Annotated in this window: 14 protein-coding genes; 8 read left to right on the plus strand and 6 right to left on the minus strand. The window is 70.5% G+C overall.

All coding sequences use genetic code 11. From position 1 onward, the window contains the following. Positions 1 to 65 precede the first annotated feature (65 nt). Positions 66 to 1,199, plus strand: coding sequence for a sensor histidine kinase (locus AB0B82_RS14865; RefSeq protein WP_360167225.1), 1,134 nt, complete (start codon positions 66 to 68; stop codon positions 1,197 to 1,199). Here the strand turns inward: AB0B82_RS14865 and AB0B82_RS14870 are convergent. Further along, a complete protein-coding gene (locus AB0B82_RS14870) occupies positions 1,196 to 2,416 on the minus strand; it encodes an alpha-hydroxy acid oxidase (protein ID WP_360167228.1) in 1,221 nt (406 codons plus the stop codon). The genes AB0B82_RS14865 and AB0B82_RS14870 overlap by 4 nt on opposite strands. Positions 2,417 to 2,489: 73 nt before the next feature. Between AB0B82_RS14870 and AB0B82_RS14875 the strand changes: the two genes are divergently transcribed. Next, entirely contained in the window at positions 2,490 to 3,251 is a 762-nt protein-coding gene (locus AB0B82_RS14875) for an FCD domain-containing protein (RefSeq protein ID WP_360167231.1), read from the plus strand. On the opposite strand, the gene AB0B82_RS14880 is transcribed toward AB0B82_RS14875, so the two are convergent. Further along, a complete protein-coding gene (locus tag AB0B82_RS14880) occupies positions 3,174 to 3,629 on the minus strand; it encodes a DUF6069 family protein (protein ID WP_360167234.1) in 456 nt (151 codons plus the stop codon). The two genes, AB0B82_RS14875 and AB0B82_RS14880, sit on opposite strands and share 78 nt — an antisense overlap. 152 nt (positions 3,630 to 3,781) lie before the next feature. On the opposite strand from AB0B82_RS14880, the gene AB0B82_RS14885 reads away from it, so the two are divergent. The 6 genes from AB0B82_RS14885 (at position 3,782) to AB0B82_RS14910 (ending at position 8,575) form a co-directional block, all read left to right on the plus strand. Then, positions 3,782 to 4,921, plus strand: coding sequence for a histidine kinase (locus AB0B82_RS14885; RefSeq protein WP_360167237.1), 1,140 nt, complete (start codon positions 3,782 to 3,784; stop codon positions 4,919 to 4,921). Next, complete coding sequence (locus AB0B82_RS14890; protein ID WP_360167240.1) at positions 4,918 to 5,565, plus strand: response regulator transcription factor; 648 nt, start codon at positions 4,918 to 4,920, stop codon at positions 5,563 to 5,565. The genes AB0B82_RS14885 and AB0B82_RS14890 overlap by 4 nt, the downstream gene beginning before the upstream one ends. A 40-nt stretch (positions 5,566 to 5,605) precedes the next feature. Next, complete coding sequence (locus AB0B82_RS14895) at positions 5,606 to 6,271, plus strand: response regulator transcription factor (RefSeq protein WP_360167243.1); 666 nt, start codon at positions 5,606 to 5,608, stop codon at positions 6,269 to 6,271. A 34-nt stretch (positions 6,272 to 6,305) separates the two neighbouring features. Then, positions 6,306 to 6,731 carry a hypothetical protein gene (locus tag AB0B82_RS14900; protein WP_360167246.1) on the plus strand — a complete coding sequence of 142 codons (426 nt, stop codon included), beginning with the start codon at positions 6,306 to 6,308 and terminating at the stop codon, positions 6,729 to 6,731. Positions 6,732 to 6,807: 76 nt separating this feature from the next. Then, positions 6,808 to 7,740, plus strand: coding sequence for an ABC transporter ATP-binding protein (locus AB0B82_RS14905; protein ID WP_360167249.1), 933 nt, complete (start codon positions 6,808 to 6,810; stop codon positions 7,738 to 7,740). Further along, the gene (locus AB0B82_RS14910) at positions 7,730 to 8,575 is read left to right on the plus strand and encodes an ABC transporter permease (RefSeq protein WP_360167252.1); all 846 of its coding nucleotides are present in this window, start codon (positions 7,730 to 7,732) and stop codon (positions 8,573 to 8,575) included. The genes AB0B82_RS14905 and AB0B82_RS14910 overlap by 11 nt, the downstream gene beginning before the upstream one ends. On the opposite strand, the gene AB0B82_RS14915 is transcribed toward AB0B82_RS14910, so the two are convergent. From AB0B82_RS14915 to AB0B82_RS14930, 4 genes are read right to left on the minus strand one after another with little or no spacing between them, the layout of a single operon-like run. Next, on the minus strand, positions 8,568 to 9,872 hold the full coding sequence (locus tag AB0B82_RS14915; RefSeq protein WP_360167255.1) for a glycoside hydrolase family 125 protein: 1,305 nt from the start codon (positions 9,870 to 9,872) through the stop codon (positions 8,568 to 8,570). The two genes, AB0B82_RS14910 and AB0B82_RS14915, sit on opposite strands and share 8 nt — an antisense overlap. Before the next feature lie 8 nt (positions 9,873 to 9,880). Further along, complete coding sequence (locus tag AB0B82_RS14920; protein WP_360167258.1) at positions 9,881 to 11,098, minus strand: ROK family transcriptional regulator; 1,218 nt, start codon at positions 11,096 to 11,098, stop codon at positions 9,881 to 9,883. Beyond that, positions 11,091 to 12,653, minus strand: coding sequence for a hypothetical protein (locus tag AB0B82_RS14925; RefSeq protein WP_360167261.1), 1,563 nt, complete (start codon positions 12,651 to 12,653; stop codon positions 11,091 to 11,093). Before AB0B82_RS14925 ends, AB0B82_RS14920 begins: the two co-directional genes overlap by 8 nt. A 36-nt stretch (positions 12,654 to 12,689) precedes the next feature. Next, a complete protein-coding gene (locus tag AB0B82_RS14930; protein WP_360167264.1) occupies positions 12,690 to 13,895 on the minus strand; it encodes a cysteine desulfurase-like protein in 1,206 nt (401 codons plus the stop codon).

Genomic DNA, 13,895 nt, shown 5'->3' on the forward strand with positions numbered 1-13,895 from the left:
CGCAGGCCGAAGTACTCCGTGGCGACGATGACACCACCCGGGTACGCCCTCTACGGTTCCGTACTGTGAGCACGACTGCACCGGCCCCGCCGATCGGGTCACGCCTGCGCCGCGCGATCCTGCCCGTGGCGCTGGCGGTGTTCTCCGTGGTCGGCACGTTCGGCGCCTCGCAAGGTCAACCGGACCGCCGCGCGCCCGACGCGTTGATGGTCGTGCTGCTGCTGATCGGCGCGCTTTCGCTGTACTGGCTGCGCACCCACCCGATCCTGGTGCTGTGGGCAACGATCGTCTCGTCGCTGATCTACATGCTCCGCGAATACCCGTGGGGCCCGGTGATCTTCGCGTTCGTGATCGCGGTGTTCCGCACGATCCGCCTCGGTCACCGACTGGCCGGCTGGATCGGCCTGATCACGTTGTACGTCGCCCACGTCGGCGGCCGCATCATCCTCGGCATCAACGAGGAGGGCATCTACCAGGTCCTGCTCGTCGGTACCTGCTTCGTGGTCCTGGGCGTCTTCGCCGAACTGTTCCGCGCGCACCGCGAGCGGGTGCTGGCCGCGGCCCGGACACGCGAAGAGGAAGAGCTGCGCCGCGCCGGCGAGGAGCGGCTACGGATCGCCCAGGAGCTCCACGACGTCGTCGCCCACCACATCTCGCTGATCAACGTGCAGGCTTCCACCGCGCTGCACCTGGTCGATCGGCAACCCGAGCAGGCCGCCCCGGCGCTGTCCGCGATCAAGGACGCGAGCAAGGAGGCGCTGGTCGAGCTGCGGTCGATCGTCGGCGTACTGCGGCAGTCCGACGAGTCGGCGCCCCGCCAACCGGTCGCGGGGCTCGATCATCTGGACCACTTGATCAGCCGGACCGAGCGGGCCGGGCTCGAGGTGCACAAGATCGTCCACGGCGACCCCCGTCCACTGCCGACCGGGCTCGACCGCGCCGCGTTCCGGATCGTGCAGGAGTCGCTGACCAACGTCGTACGGCACGCGCGGGCGACGTCGGCGACGGTGCGGATCCAGTACGGCGAGCGGGCGCTCGTGCTACAGGTCGACGACAACGGCGAATCGCTCGCCGGCGCCCCCAACGAAGGCAACGGCATCTCCGGCATGCGCGAGCGCGCCACTGCGCTTGGGGGCACGCTGACCGCCAACCGCACCCCAACCGGCAGCCTCCGGATCACGGCCACGCTGCCGATCTAACGCACTGAGGGCAGCCGCACGTGGGACGGATTCAGATCCGCCACCTTGGAGACACCGAGCAGCGCCATCGTCCGCCGTACCTCCTTGGTCAGGATCTCCGCGGCCCGGGCGACGCCGCGCTGCCCGCCGGCCATCAACCCGTACAGGTACGCCCGCCCGACCAGGCAGGCGTCCGCGCCCAGCGCGATCGCGGCGACGATGTCCGCGCCCGACATGATGCCCGTGTCGAGGTAGATCTCCGCCGAATCCCCGACCGCCTTCCGGACGTCCGGAAGGATCCGCAGCGGCGTCGGCGCCCGGTCGAGCTGCCGACCACCGTGGTTCGACAACACAACCGCGTCCGCGCCGGCATCGACGACCCGGCGAGCGTCGTCGACGGTCTGGATGCCCTTCACGATCAGCGGCCCGTCCCAGATCGAGCGTAGCCAGTTCAGGTCGTCGATCGTCATCGTGGGGTCGAACAGCTTGTCGAGCAACTCCGCGACCGTACCGTCCCACGAGGACAGCGACGCGAACGTCAGCGGCCGCGTGGTCAGCAGGTTCGCCCACCAGGCCGGGTGCAGTGACGCGTCCAGCACGGTCTTCGCGGTCAGCGACGGCGGGATCGTGAACCCGTTGCGGACGTCGCGCAGCCGCGCGCCCGCCACCGGTACGTCGACGGTCAGCATCAGCGCCTCGTACCCGGCGGCGGCCGATCGCTTCACCAGGTCCTCACCCGCCGTGCGGTCCTTCCACACGTACAGCTGGAACCACTTGCGGGCGTTCGGCCCCGCGGCCGCGACGTCCTCGATCGACGTGGTGCCCATCGTCGACAGCGCGTACGGGATGCCGACCTGCTCAGCGACCTTCACGACGGCGCTCTCGCCCTCGTGGTTCATCATCCGGGTGAAGCCGGTCGGCGCGAACGCGAACGGCAGCTCGGAGCGCCGGCCGAGGATGTCGGTGCCGAGATCGATCTCGGAGACGTCGCGCAGGATCGACGGCTGGAGCTCCATTTCGGCGAACAGCCGGCGGGCCCGGCGCAGGCTGATCTCCGCCTCGGCGGCACCGTCGGTGTAGTCGAACACCGAGCGCGGGGTCCGGCGCTTGGCGATCGTGCGCAGGTCCGCGATGGTCAGCGCCTTCTCCAGGCGCCGCTCGGTCGGGTTCACCGTGATCGGCTTGGGCCGCAGCAGCGGCTTCAACTCCGACCATTTGGGCAGCTGGCGATCGGTCATCAGGTCTCCCGGTCGAGTCTGTGGTCGGACCACACCCTACCCTGTGGTCCGACCACACAGATAGGGTGTCCACGTGAAGAACTACGAGCTGGTCCTGCACCGGGTCGAGGCCGACCTGGCGGCCGGGCGGCTGCGGATCGGCGGGCGGTTGCCCGGCGAGCGCGCGCTGGCCGAGCAACTCGGGATCAGCCGGCCCTCTGTGCGCGAGGCAGTCCGCGTGCTCGAGGCGATGGGCGTGGTGCGGACCGCGACCGGCTCCGGTCCGGAGGCGGGTGCGGTCATCGTGGCGGAGCCGGTGTCGCCGCTGACCGCCGTACTGCGGTTGCACCTGGCGACGAACCACCTGCCGATGGGGGACGTCGTCCAGACCCGCCTGCTGCTGGAGTCCTGGTCCGCGCGGGAGGCGGCGGCGCGGGCGCTGCCGGCGGACGAACTGAAGGCCGCGGAGGACCTGCTCGACCGGATGGACGACAGCACGTTGTCGCCGGACGAGTTCCATGTGCTCGACGCGGAGTTCCACGTCGCGCTGTCGGCGCTGGCGGGCAATGTGCTGATCGCGGCGGTGATGACGTCGCTGCGGTCGGCGATCCACGGGTACGTGCTGGCCGCCGTACCGAACCTGCCGGACTGGGAGGCCACGGCGGTCGGCCTCCGCACGGAGCATCGCGCGATCCTCGCCGCGGTGCGTGCCGGGGAGCCGGAGCGCGCGGCCGACCTGGTGACCGCGCACATCCAAGGGTTCTACCGAGCGGCTCAGTTAGCACCGTTCGGCGGCGCTGCGGGTGGTACGGCGGAGGCCGAAGATCACGACCGCGCCGACGACAAGGTGCAGTGACGCGAGACCGAGCTTCGCACCGAGGCCGATGCCGGAGTCGAGCGGGCTGAAGAGCGACGTCGTGCAGACGATCGCGGCGATGAGGGTCCAGATGTTCTGGGCGCGGGGTGTACGGCGCTCCAGGATCGCGAGCAGGCCCCACCCGGCGAAGGCGACGACGACGGTCGAGACGGCGATCGCGCCGGCGCCGATGTGCTGCGTGCCGCCCTGACGGGCGTCCAGCGAAATCCCGGCAAGCGGGCCGAGAACCAGCCAGTCCGCCAGCGCCGCCAGCGCGGCAGCCCCGACGACCAGCAGCCGGCTGCGACCGGGAACACGGGCCGAAGTACGAGCCGGCGTGATCGGGGCGGCCGAGGTGGACTGCTGCGTGTTCGTCATCGTTACTCCCTTGGTGGTCGCTGCGATCACTCTCCTGTGAAGCAATGCCACGCGGCATCGGCCGGGAAGCTGGATCGCCCCGGCCGGAAGTCGGCGGGACTACGACTTTGGTCGGTGGTCGGGAGGACGCCGGGCGACCTAGGCTCGACCGCATGGAGCAGTGTGTGCCGCAGCCGGTGACGCGGCGGTTCGAGGTGATGGCGACCGTCGCGCTCGCCGTGCTGGTTGCGCTGACGATCGTCGGGCGGCTGCCCGATCCGGCGCACCAGCAGTTCCTGCTGTGGGACATCGCGATCGGCCTGGTCGCGGTCGCGTTCGTTCCGTTGGTGATCCGCCGTCCGGTAGCCGGCGCACTCGTGATGGCGGCACTCGCCGCCCTCTCCCCCGCTGCGACGCCGCCCGCCACGGCGGCGACGCTGATCGTTGCCCTGCGTCGCCCGTTTCGCACGGCTCTCCTGGTCGCCCTCGCGAGCACGGTGGCCCACCTGATCCAGAACCTGTGGCAACCGATCAACACCCTTTCGTTCCTGTGGTTCGCGGTCCTGGACGTCGTCGTCCACGCGGCACTCCTCGGCTGGGGTCAAGGCACACAGGCCCGCCGTCAGCTCGTCGAGTCGCTGCGCGAACGCGCCCGGCGCGCGGAGGCCGAGCAGGGCCGCCGGGTCGCCGAGGCGCGGACCCTGGAGCGCACCAAGATGGCGCGTGAGATGCACGACGTGCTCGCGCATCGCCTGTCCTTGCTCGCGACGTACGCCGGCGCGCTCGAGTACCGTCCGGACTCGTCGCCGGAGAAGCTCGCGAAGGCGGCCGGCGTGATCCGCACCGGCGTACACCAGGCGCTCGACGAGTTGCGCGAGGTCATCAACGTGCTGCGCGACGAGGACGTCTACGAGGGACGCCCGCAGCCCACGTTCGCCGATCTCCGTGCGCTCGTCGACGAATCCCGCGCGGCAGGTACGGCGATCGCCTACGAGGATCAGGTCAAGGATCCGGCGTCCTTGCCACCGGCAACCGGCAGGACGGCGTACCGGGTCGTGCAGGAAGGCCTGACGAATGCCCGCAAGCACGCCGCCGGTCATCCGGTCACGGTCCGCGTCGAGGGCCGGCCAGGCGATCGGCTGCGGATCGAGCTGGTCAATCCGGCGTCGAACGGCGTACCGCTCGCACCGGGCAGCGGGACCGGCCTGGTCGGACTGACCGAGCGGGTGCAGCTCGCCGGCGGCACGCTCGACCACGGGCGGGCGCCCGGTGGCGGGTTCCGGCTGGCGGCCTCGCTACCGTGGCCCCCATGAACATCCGGGTGCTGGTGGTGGACGACGACGCGTTGGTTCGGGCCAGCCTCGAGATGATGCTCGACGGCGCGAACGGGATCTCCGTGGTCGCCCAGGCCGCCGACGGGGACGAGGTACCGGCCGCCGTCGACGCGCACTTCCCGGACGTGGTGCTGATGGACCTGCGGATGCCGCGGGTCGACGGGATCGTCGCGACGCAGCGGGTGCGGGCGCGGAACGATCCGCCCGAGGTCGTCGTCCTGACCACGTTCGACACCGACGAGAACGTGCTGCACGCGCTGCGCGCCGGGGCGAGCGGGTTCCTGCTCAAGGACACGCCGCCGGCGCAGATCGTGGACGCCGTACGGCGAGTCGCGGCCGGTGACCCGATCCTCTCGCCGGCAATCACGCGCCGCCTGATGGACCGCGCCGCGACACAGGCCGATGCGCACACGATCGCCCAGGACAAGCTGCGCCGGCTGTCGCCGCGGGAGTACGACGTGCTGCTGGCGGTCGCGCAGGGCAAGGCGAACGCCCAGATCGCGTCCGAGCTGTACATGAGCCTGGCGACCGTGAAGGCGCACATCTCGCACATCCTGACGAAGCTGGAGCTCGGCAACCGCACCCAGATCGCCCTGCTCGCGCACGATGCGGGCCTCGCGTAACCCCGTGCCACCGGACCGCCGGTGATCTAGGCTCGCGCGCATGATCAAGGTGTTGCTGGCGGACGACCAGGCGCTGGTCCGGGCGGGGTTCCGGTCGTTGCTCGACGCCGAGGACGACATCACGGTGATCGGTGAGGTGTCCGACGGCGCGGAGGCCGTCACGGTGGCGCGCCGGGAACAGCCCGACGTGGTGCTGATGGACATCCGGATGCCCGGGACGGACGGGCTGGAAGCGACGCGGCAGATCGGCGAGGATCCGGAGCTGGCCGACGTCCATGTGGTGATCCTGACGACGTTCGACCTGGACGAGTACGTGTTCGAGGCGCTGCGCGTCGGCGCCAGCGGGTTCCTGGTGAAGGACACCGAGCCGGTCGAGCTGCTGCAGGCGGTCCGGGTCGTGGCGCGCGGGGACGCGCTGCTCTCCCCCGGTGTGACCCGGCGGCTGGTGGCGGAGTTCGCCTCACGCTCGCGGCAGCCGCACGCGAGCAAAGAACTCGACGTACTCACCGAGCGCGAGAAGGAGATCGTCGCACTGGTCGGCGAAGGGTTGTCGAACGACGAGATCGCCGCACGTCTGGTGCTGAGCCCCGCGACGGCCAAGACCCATGTCAGCCGCGCGATGATCAAGCTCGGCGTCCGCGACCGCGCCCAACTCGTCGTGGTCGCCTACCAAACCGGCCTGGTCCGCCCCGGCTGGCTCGGTTGACCTTCCACCGGCTCGAAGCCCCAAGCTCCCGGTCATGATCCGACTCGCAGAAATCACCGCAGCCGCCGAAGCAGGACGCTCCGGCGACCGTGAAACCGCCCGCACCCGCCTGACCGAGCTCTGGAACGAGATCGACGACCCGGCGACACGGGGCGTGATCGCGCACTTCCTCGCCGACGTCCAGGACGAAACCGCGGACGAACTCACCTGGGACCTGAAGGCCTTGGAGCTCGTCTCGGACGACGGTTGGCTCCCGTCCCTGCACCTCAGCCTCGCCGACGACTACCGGCGGCTGAGCGAGTTCAGCAAGGCCGAGGAGCATCTCGCAGCCGCAGCGACCAACCTGGACAGGCTCCCCGAAGGCGGATACGGCGACGTGATCCGCAGCGGCTTCGCGCACGTCTCCGAGGCACTGAAGGCGAGGAGCGCGCATCGGTTGGAGACCAACCCGAGCAGCTGACTACTCCGCCTGCGGTAGGTGCAGTCACTCCCCTGGGCCGACGCCGGCCCAGGGCGTCAGCGGCCAGGCTCTAGGTATGGATGCGCTGGTTGAGGTCAAAGAGCTGACGAAGAGGTACGGCGACACCGTGGCGGTCGATGGTGTCGATCTGACGGTGCTGCCCGGTGAGGTCTACGGATTCCTCGGACCGAACGGCGCCGGCAAGACGACGACGCTGCGGATCCTCACCGGGCTGATCGCGCCGACGAGCGGACGGGTGCGCGTGCTCGGTGGGTATCCCGGCGAGCCGGGGGTCCTGGGCCGGACCGGCTCGATGATCGAGTCGCCGGCGTTCTACCCGTACCTGTCCGGGCTCGACAACCTGCGGTTGCTGGCCGAGTACGCCGGTGTCGCCCGGCAGCGGATCGACGAGGTCCTCGAGCTCGTCGACCTCGCCGATCGGTCGAAGGACCGGTTCTCGACGTACTCCCTGGGGATGAAGCAGCGCCTCGGTGTCGCGGCGGCGCTGCTGAAGGACCCGGAGCTGGTCATCCTCGACGAGCCGACCAACGGTCTCGACCTGGCCGGGATGCGCGACATGCGGCGGCTGATCCGCGAGCTCGGCACCGGCGGCCGGACGGTGCTGCTGTCCAGCCATCTGCTCGGTGAGGTGCAGCAGATCTGCGACCGGGTCGGCATCATCAACGCCGGCCGGATGGTTGCCGAGCACAACGTCGAGGAGTTGCGCGGCGAGCAGGAACTCGTCGTCCGCGCCACGCCGTACGGCGCAGCGCACCGGCTGCTCCAGCGCTTCGGCAGCGTACATACGTACGACGACACGCTGCGGCTGCAGGTGGATCCGTCGAAGGCCGCCGAGGTGAACCGCACCCTCGTCGAAGCCGGCGTCGAGGTGTCCGAACTACGTACCACCGAACGAGCGCTCGAGGACATCTTCTTCGAGCTCACCACGGAGGCCGGCGAAGAGGTCAGCCGGGAGGCCAGCACGGAGGTGAAGGCAGATGTTGGGTAGCTGTCGAGCCGAACTGCTGAAGCTTCGCAAGCGCTCCGCGGTCTGGGTACTGTTCGGCGCCGGGCTGGTGCTGAGCCTGATCTTCGGTTACCTGTTGCCGTACCTGAGCTACGCGACCGGTGACCCGAACGACCAGACCGACGGCGTACCGCCGGCCGAGGTGCTGCGCAGCATGCTGCCGGAACGCGTCGTCGACAACACGATCGGTGGGTACCCGATCTTCGCCGGCGCGCTCGCCCTGGTGCTGGGCGCGATCGTGATCGGCGGCGAGTACACCTGGGGAACGCTCAAGACCGTGCTCACCCAGCGCCCCGGTCGTGGCACGGTCCTCGGCGCCCAGTTCCTGGCGCTCGGCACGATGATCGCGGTCTGGGTGCTCGGGATCTTCGCCGCCTGCGCGCTCTGCAGCATCGCCGTCGCCGCGGCCGAGAACGGCGCAACCGACTGGCCAGGCGTCGGCGCGCTCGCGCGGGGCCTGGCCGGCGGCTGGCTGGTGCTGATGACGTGGTGCCTGGCCGGAGCCGTCCTGGCCGTTGCCTTCCGCAACGTCGCGCTGCCGATCGGGCTCGGCGTCGTCTGGATCCTCGGCATCGAGCAGTTGCTGGCCGGCGTGGTGAGCAGCCTGCTGCCGGGCCTGGACTGGCTCACCAACGCGATGCCGGGCACGAACGCCGGCTCACTCGTCTTCGACGTGACCGGAATGACGGCCGCCGACGCGCCACCCGGCGTCCGGGACGCAGTCGGCGGCGGACGGGCCCTGCTGACGCTGATCGGTTACAGCGTGGTGTTCGCCGTCCTCGCCGCCTGGGCCACCCGGCGCCGGGACGTCACCTGATGCCAGGCTTGATTCCGGGCTGGATTCCGGGCTTGATTCCGGCGTGCACCAGGGCCAGCTCGCAGAACATCGCGTTCGCCCAGGAGAACCACTCGCGGGTGTACTGCGCCGGATCGTCGACGTCGAAGCCCTCGTGCATCTGCCCGGTACCGCCCGTGGTGTCGCGGAGGAGCTCCAGCAACTGCTGGCGTTCCTCCGCCGACGTACTGGAGATCCCCTGCACGGCCAAGGCGATGTGCCAGATGTAGCGCGGCGGCGTGTGCGGGCTGCCGATGCCGGCGGCCGCCGTACCGCTGTAGTAGTACGGGTTCTCCGGGCTGAGCAGCAGCGCGCGGGTGGCGAGGTACGTCGGGTCGTCCGGGGCGGCGTACCCGGTCAGTGGGATCGACAACAGGCTCGGCATGTTCGCGTCGTCCATCAGCAGCGTGTTGCCGAGACCGTCGACCTCGTAGGCGTACACGCGGCCGTGGACCGGGTGGTCGACCGTCCCGTGCCGGGCGATTCCCTCGTCGATCTCGGCCTTCAGCGCCTTCGCTCGATCGGCCAGCGGCTCGTCGCGCAGCACCTCGGTCGCGATTTCCTCGAGGTAGCCGAGCACGACCGAGGCGAACATGTTCCCGGGCACGTTGAAGCCCAGCTCGGTCGCGTCGTCACTCGGCCGGAAAGCGCTCCACGACATCCCGGTCGGCCGGGTCAGCCGCCCGCGTCCCTCCCGGACCAGTGTGTCCGACGGCCGGTCGTCGAGCCGCTGGAACCGGTACGGCGACCGCGCCTCGTGGTCCTGCTCCACGATCCACAGGTCGATGATGGCGTCCGCGGCGGCCCGGAACCGCTCGTCGATGACGTCGTCGCGGCCGGTGATCCGCCACAGCCGGTACGCCAGCTCGAGCGGGAAGCACAGCGAGTCGATCTCGTACTTGCGCTCCCACACCCACGGCGACATCTCGGTCTCGTCGGTGACGTGGCCGGCGCCGTTCGCCTCCTTGTTGAAGGCGTTCGCGTACGGGTCCAGGACGACGTACTCGAGCTGCCGGTGCAGGACGCCGATCAGCACGTCCTGCAGAGCCGGATCGTCCTTGCACAGCAGCAGGTACGGACGCAGCTGCGCGGCCGAGTCGCGCAACCACATCGCCGGGATGTCGCCGGTGAGCACGAACGTGGTCCCGTCCGGCAGCCGTTCGGCGACGGCCGGCAGGTTCTCGGCCATCGAACGCCGGAACATCTCCGTGATCCGGTCGTCACCGGTGGCCTCGCGGACAGCCGCGGCGGCGCGGGACAGGACCTCGGGGTCGATCATCAACACATCTACCTTTCACCAGCCAGAGAGGGATTGGGCGAGAAGGTCCGGTCCAGGACCAAACTCGCGGCGCCGATCGCACCGACGTCCGCGCCGAGCGCCGTACCGGTGACCTCGAACGGGTGCACCGCCTGCAGCAGGAACCGGCCGTCCAGGGCGTCGCGGACCGCGCCGCCGAGCACCGGGGCCAGCGGCTCCCAGTGCGGGCCGCCGAAGACGACCCGCTCGAGGTCGAGCAGGTTCGCGATGTCCTCGACCACCTTCGCGATCCGCCCGGCGAGCGCGACCACGATCTGCTGCGCGGGCGCCGAGCCGTCCGCAGCCAGCGCGCAGAGCCGGGCGAAGGCCGCCTCGACAGCCGCCCGGTCGTCCAGATCGATGCCCCCGGCAAGCACTTCGGCCTGCACCGCCTGCTGCACCAGGTACCGCGGCTGGCTGCTCTCGCCGACACAGCCGCGGCGGCCGCAATAGCACAGCGGACCGTCCGGATCGACGATCACGTGGCCGATCTCGCCGACGTTGCTGGACGCGCCGCGGACCACCTCGTCACCGAGCACCAGCCCGGCGCCGACACCGGTACCGAGGTAGAAGAACACGAAGCTGCCGCCTTGGCCGGCCCGGCGCTCGGCCGACGCGGCCGCGGTGACGTCCTTGTCCATCACCACCGGCAGTCCGGTCCGCTCCCCCAGTTCGTCGCGGAGCGGAACCAGATGCCAGGTGGACAGGTTCGGCGGGTCGACCACGACGCCGCGGTCCACGTCGATCGGGCCGGGCGCCGCGATGCCGACCCCGCTCACCCGGTCGCGCTGCGCGCCGGAGGCGGCGATCGCTTCCTCGATCGTCTTGGCGATGCCGTCGATCAGCAGCTCCGGATCGTCGGCGTGCTGTTCGACGGGCCGCCGCACGACCACCTCTCCGGTGAGATCGAGCAGTACGACGGTCACCACGGACGGATCGAGGTGTACGCCGACGGCGTACCGGCCGGTGGGTTCCAGTTCGAGCAGCGTCCGCGGCTTGCCGAGACCGGCGCCGCGCAGCCGCCCGGCCTCGCGGACCAGGCCGGCGTCGAGGAGGCGGCGCGCGATGTTCGAGATCGCCTGACCGGACAGGCCGGTCACCTCGGCGAGCTCGACACGGCTCAGCCGCTCGCTGCGGCGGATGGCGTCCAGCACCACCGCGTCGTTGAAGTCGCCGACCCGGTCGAGGTTCGTACCCCTTCTAGCCAAGGGGATCCGCGCCCCACGGTTGCGACCAGTCGTACCTGATCGTCTCGGCGCCGGACCGCCACTCGTTCGGGGTGGTGTTGACCAGCCAGTCGATCGGTTCGATTCCGCCGTCCACACCGCCGTCGAGCGCCAGCCGGATGCTGTCGCGCAGCGCGCGGTCGATGCGCTCCGACCGCGCCGCCGGGTCGATCGACAGGAACAGCGCCGTTCCGGACCGGGCGATCAGGTCGAGGAAGCGCTCGTTCAACTCCCACGGCGTCTGCGGCGTGCACGGCACGCAGTCCGCGTCGACGGCAAAGAACCGGTTGTGCTGCGGGAGCCGGAACGCGAGCGTGTTCACACCCATCTTCCGGGTCCGCTCCCAGTCCCGACCGGAGGTGTCGTCGCCGGTCCGCTGGATGTCGACGAGCCCCGCTGCCAGGTGGCCGACGGTGTTGCAGCCGATCAGCACCAGGTCCGCCGCGGCCGACCGGATCTCGCGGTAGAAGTCCAGCATGATCTCGGCGGTGGTCCGGGACGGATCATGCAACTGCCAGCCGTTGCGGGTCAGCCGCGACCCCATCGCGGGACCGAAGTTGCCGAACACGTCGTACGTGCTGAAGTCGTGCTTGACGAGCTCGAAACCCCAGTCCCGGAACCGCTGCAGGTCGGCGCGCACACCGTCCAGGACCTCCGGGTACGACGGGTCGAGCGCACGGCCCGGCTTGTCGTGCGGGCCGGTCGAGGCGAATGCGGACGGCTCGCGCACCAGCAGCGGACGGAACCACAGCCCCGGGCGCGCACCGATCGCTTTGATCGCGGCCGCCGTACCGGCCAGGTCGTCGAACACACCCGGCGTACCGCGGTCCCACGGGCCGCCGGAGGCGATACCGCCCGGGTACCAGCCGTCGTCGACAACGCTGAACGGCTTCACCGGGTGCCCGTCGGCGAGCTCGACGATGGTCGCGGCGTCCCGCAGGACGGCCTTCTCGTCGAAGTTCTCGCCGTACGCGTAGTACCAGTTGTTGGCACCCACCACAGGCCCGGCCACCGGCGCGGGCTCAGGTCGCGCCGGTAGCCGGGTGCTCAGGGAGGCGACCGCCGCGTGCAGGGTCTGCCACGGCGAACCGGCGTCCTCGAATCGTCGCACGACCGCCGCTGCCAGCGTACGACCGTCCAAAAACGTCGGGCCACCGCCGTTGCGCAGGTCGAGCCAGAGAGTGAACCCGTCGCGGTCGACCGTCCACGAGCAGAACGCGTTCGGCTGCACGTCGACGCCCAGGCCGAAGGTGCCGGCCGCCGAGTGCACGAGGAAGTACCACGGCAGGAAACGCTCGGGCTGCTGGTGCCGCCATTGCAGATCGCCGTACGACCGCTCCCACGCGTCACCGAGGATCAGCGCGTCGGCCGGCACCTGCTCCGACCAGCGCAACGCGACCCGCGAGACCTTCGCCGCGGTGACCTCGACCACACCGTCGTTCCAGGTGACGTCGATCCCGGCGCGCGCCGGTGCGGTCAGTGGTGTCAGGGCGTCCGAGGGGTCGGCCTGGACGAAAACAGCATTCGGTTCTCTCACACGACTCCTCGGGCGGAATTACTTTCCCCAGAGACTTTAGTTAGTCGGGTTCGAGCCGGTCAAGGCGGCCACCGCGGCGACGAGCCGGTCCACGTCGGAGCGGTCCGTGTACGGCGCCAGACCGGCGCGGACCGCACCCGCCGGGCCGAGACCGAGGTGCTGGGCGGGCTCGTAGGCATAGAACGAACCGGCCGGCGCATTCACGCCCGCCTCCGCGAGCTGCGCGGACACCTCCGCCGGCGTGTGACCGTCGAGCGCGAACAGCAGGGTCGGCGTGCGGTGCGCGGCGTGTCCGTACAGCGTGATCCCCGGAATCGCCCGCAGGCTCGACTCCAGTTCGTCGCGCAGCGCTTCCTCGTGCGCTTCGACCGCGCGCAACGAGCTGACCAGCCGCTCGCGGCGCGTGCTGCCGGTGCCCGCGAGGCCGGCGATGAAGTCGACCGCGGCCGTCGTGCCGGCCAGCAGCTCGTACGACAGGGTGCCGAGCTCGAAGCGCTCGGGTACGACGTCGGTCGACGGCAGGAGCTTGTCCGGCCGGAGCGTCTCGAGCAACTCGGGCGCCGCGGTCAGTACGCCAAGGTGCGGGCCGAAGAACTTGTACGGCGAGCACACGAAGAAATCGGCGTACCGCGCGTCGACCGGCGCGTGCGCGGTCAGGTGCACGCCGTCGACGTAGATCAGTGCACCGGCCTCGTGCACCTGCGCGGCGATCCGCTCCGTGTCCGGGCGGGTGCCGAGGAGGTTGGAGGCGGCCGTCACCGCGACCAGACGGGTGCGGTCGGTGAGCAACGGCGCGATGTCGTCGAGCTCGGAGGTCTCCGGGTCGAAGCCGAGCCACTTGATCGTGGCGCCGGCCGCTTGGGCGGCCTGGACCCACGGGCGGACGTTCGCGTCGTGGTCGAGGCGCGTGACGATCACCTCGTCGCCCGCGGACCAGGTCTTGGCGAGCGCCCGGGAGAAGTCGTAGGTCAGCTGCGTCATGCTGCGGCCGAACACGATGCCTTGCGGCGTGCTGCCGAGCAGGTCCGCCATCGCCTGCCGGGCCGCGAGCACGGTCTCGTCCGCGCGGCGTTCGGCGGCGGTCAGTCGGCCGCGGTTCGCGAGCGCCGACGTCATGGTCCGGGCCACCGCGTCGGCGACCGCCTGCGGGGTCTGCGACCCGCCGGGGCCGTCGAAGTGGGCCGCGCCCTCGTCGAGTGCGGGGAACTGCTTCCGGACGGCGATGACATCGAAAGAATTCAT

The organism is Kribbella sp. NPDC048915 (genome assembly GCF_040649595.1).
Lineage (GTDB): Bacteria > Actinomycetota > Actinomycetes > Propionibacteriales > Kribbellaceae > Kribbella.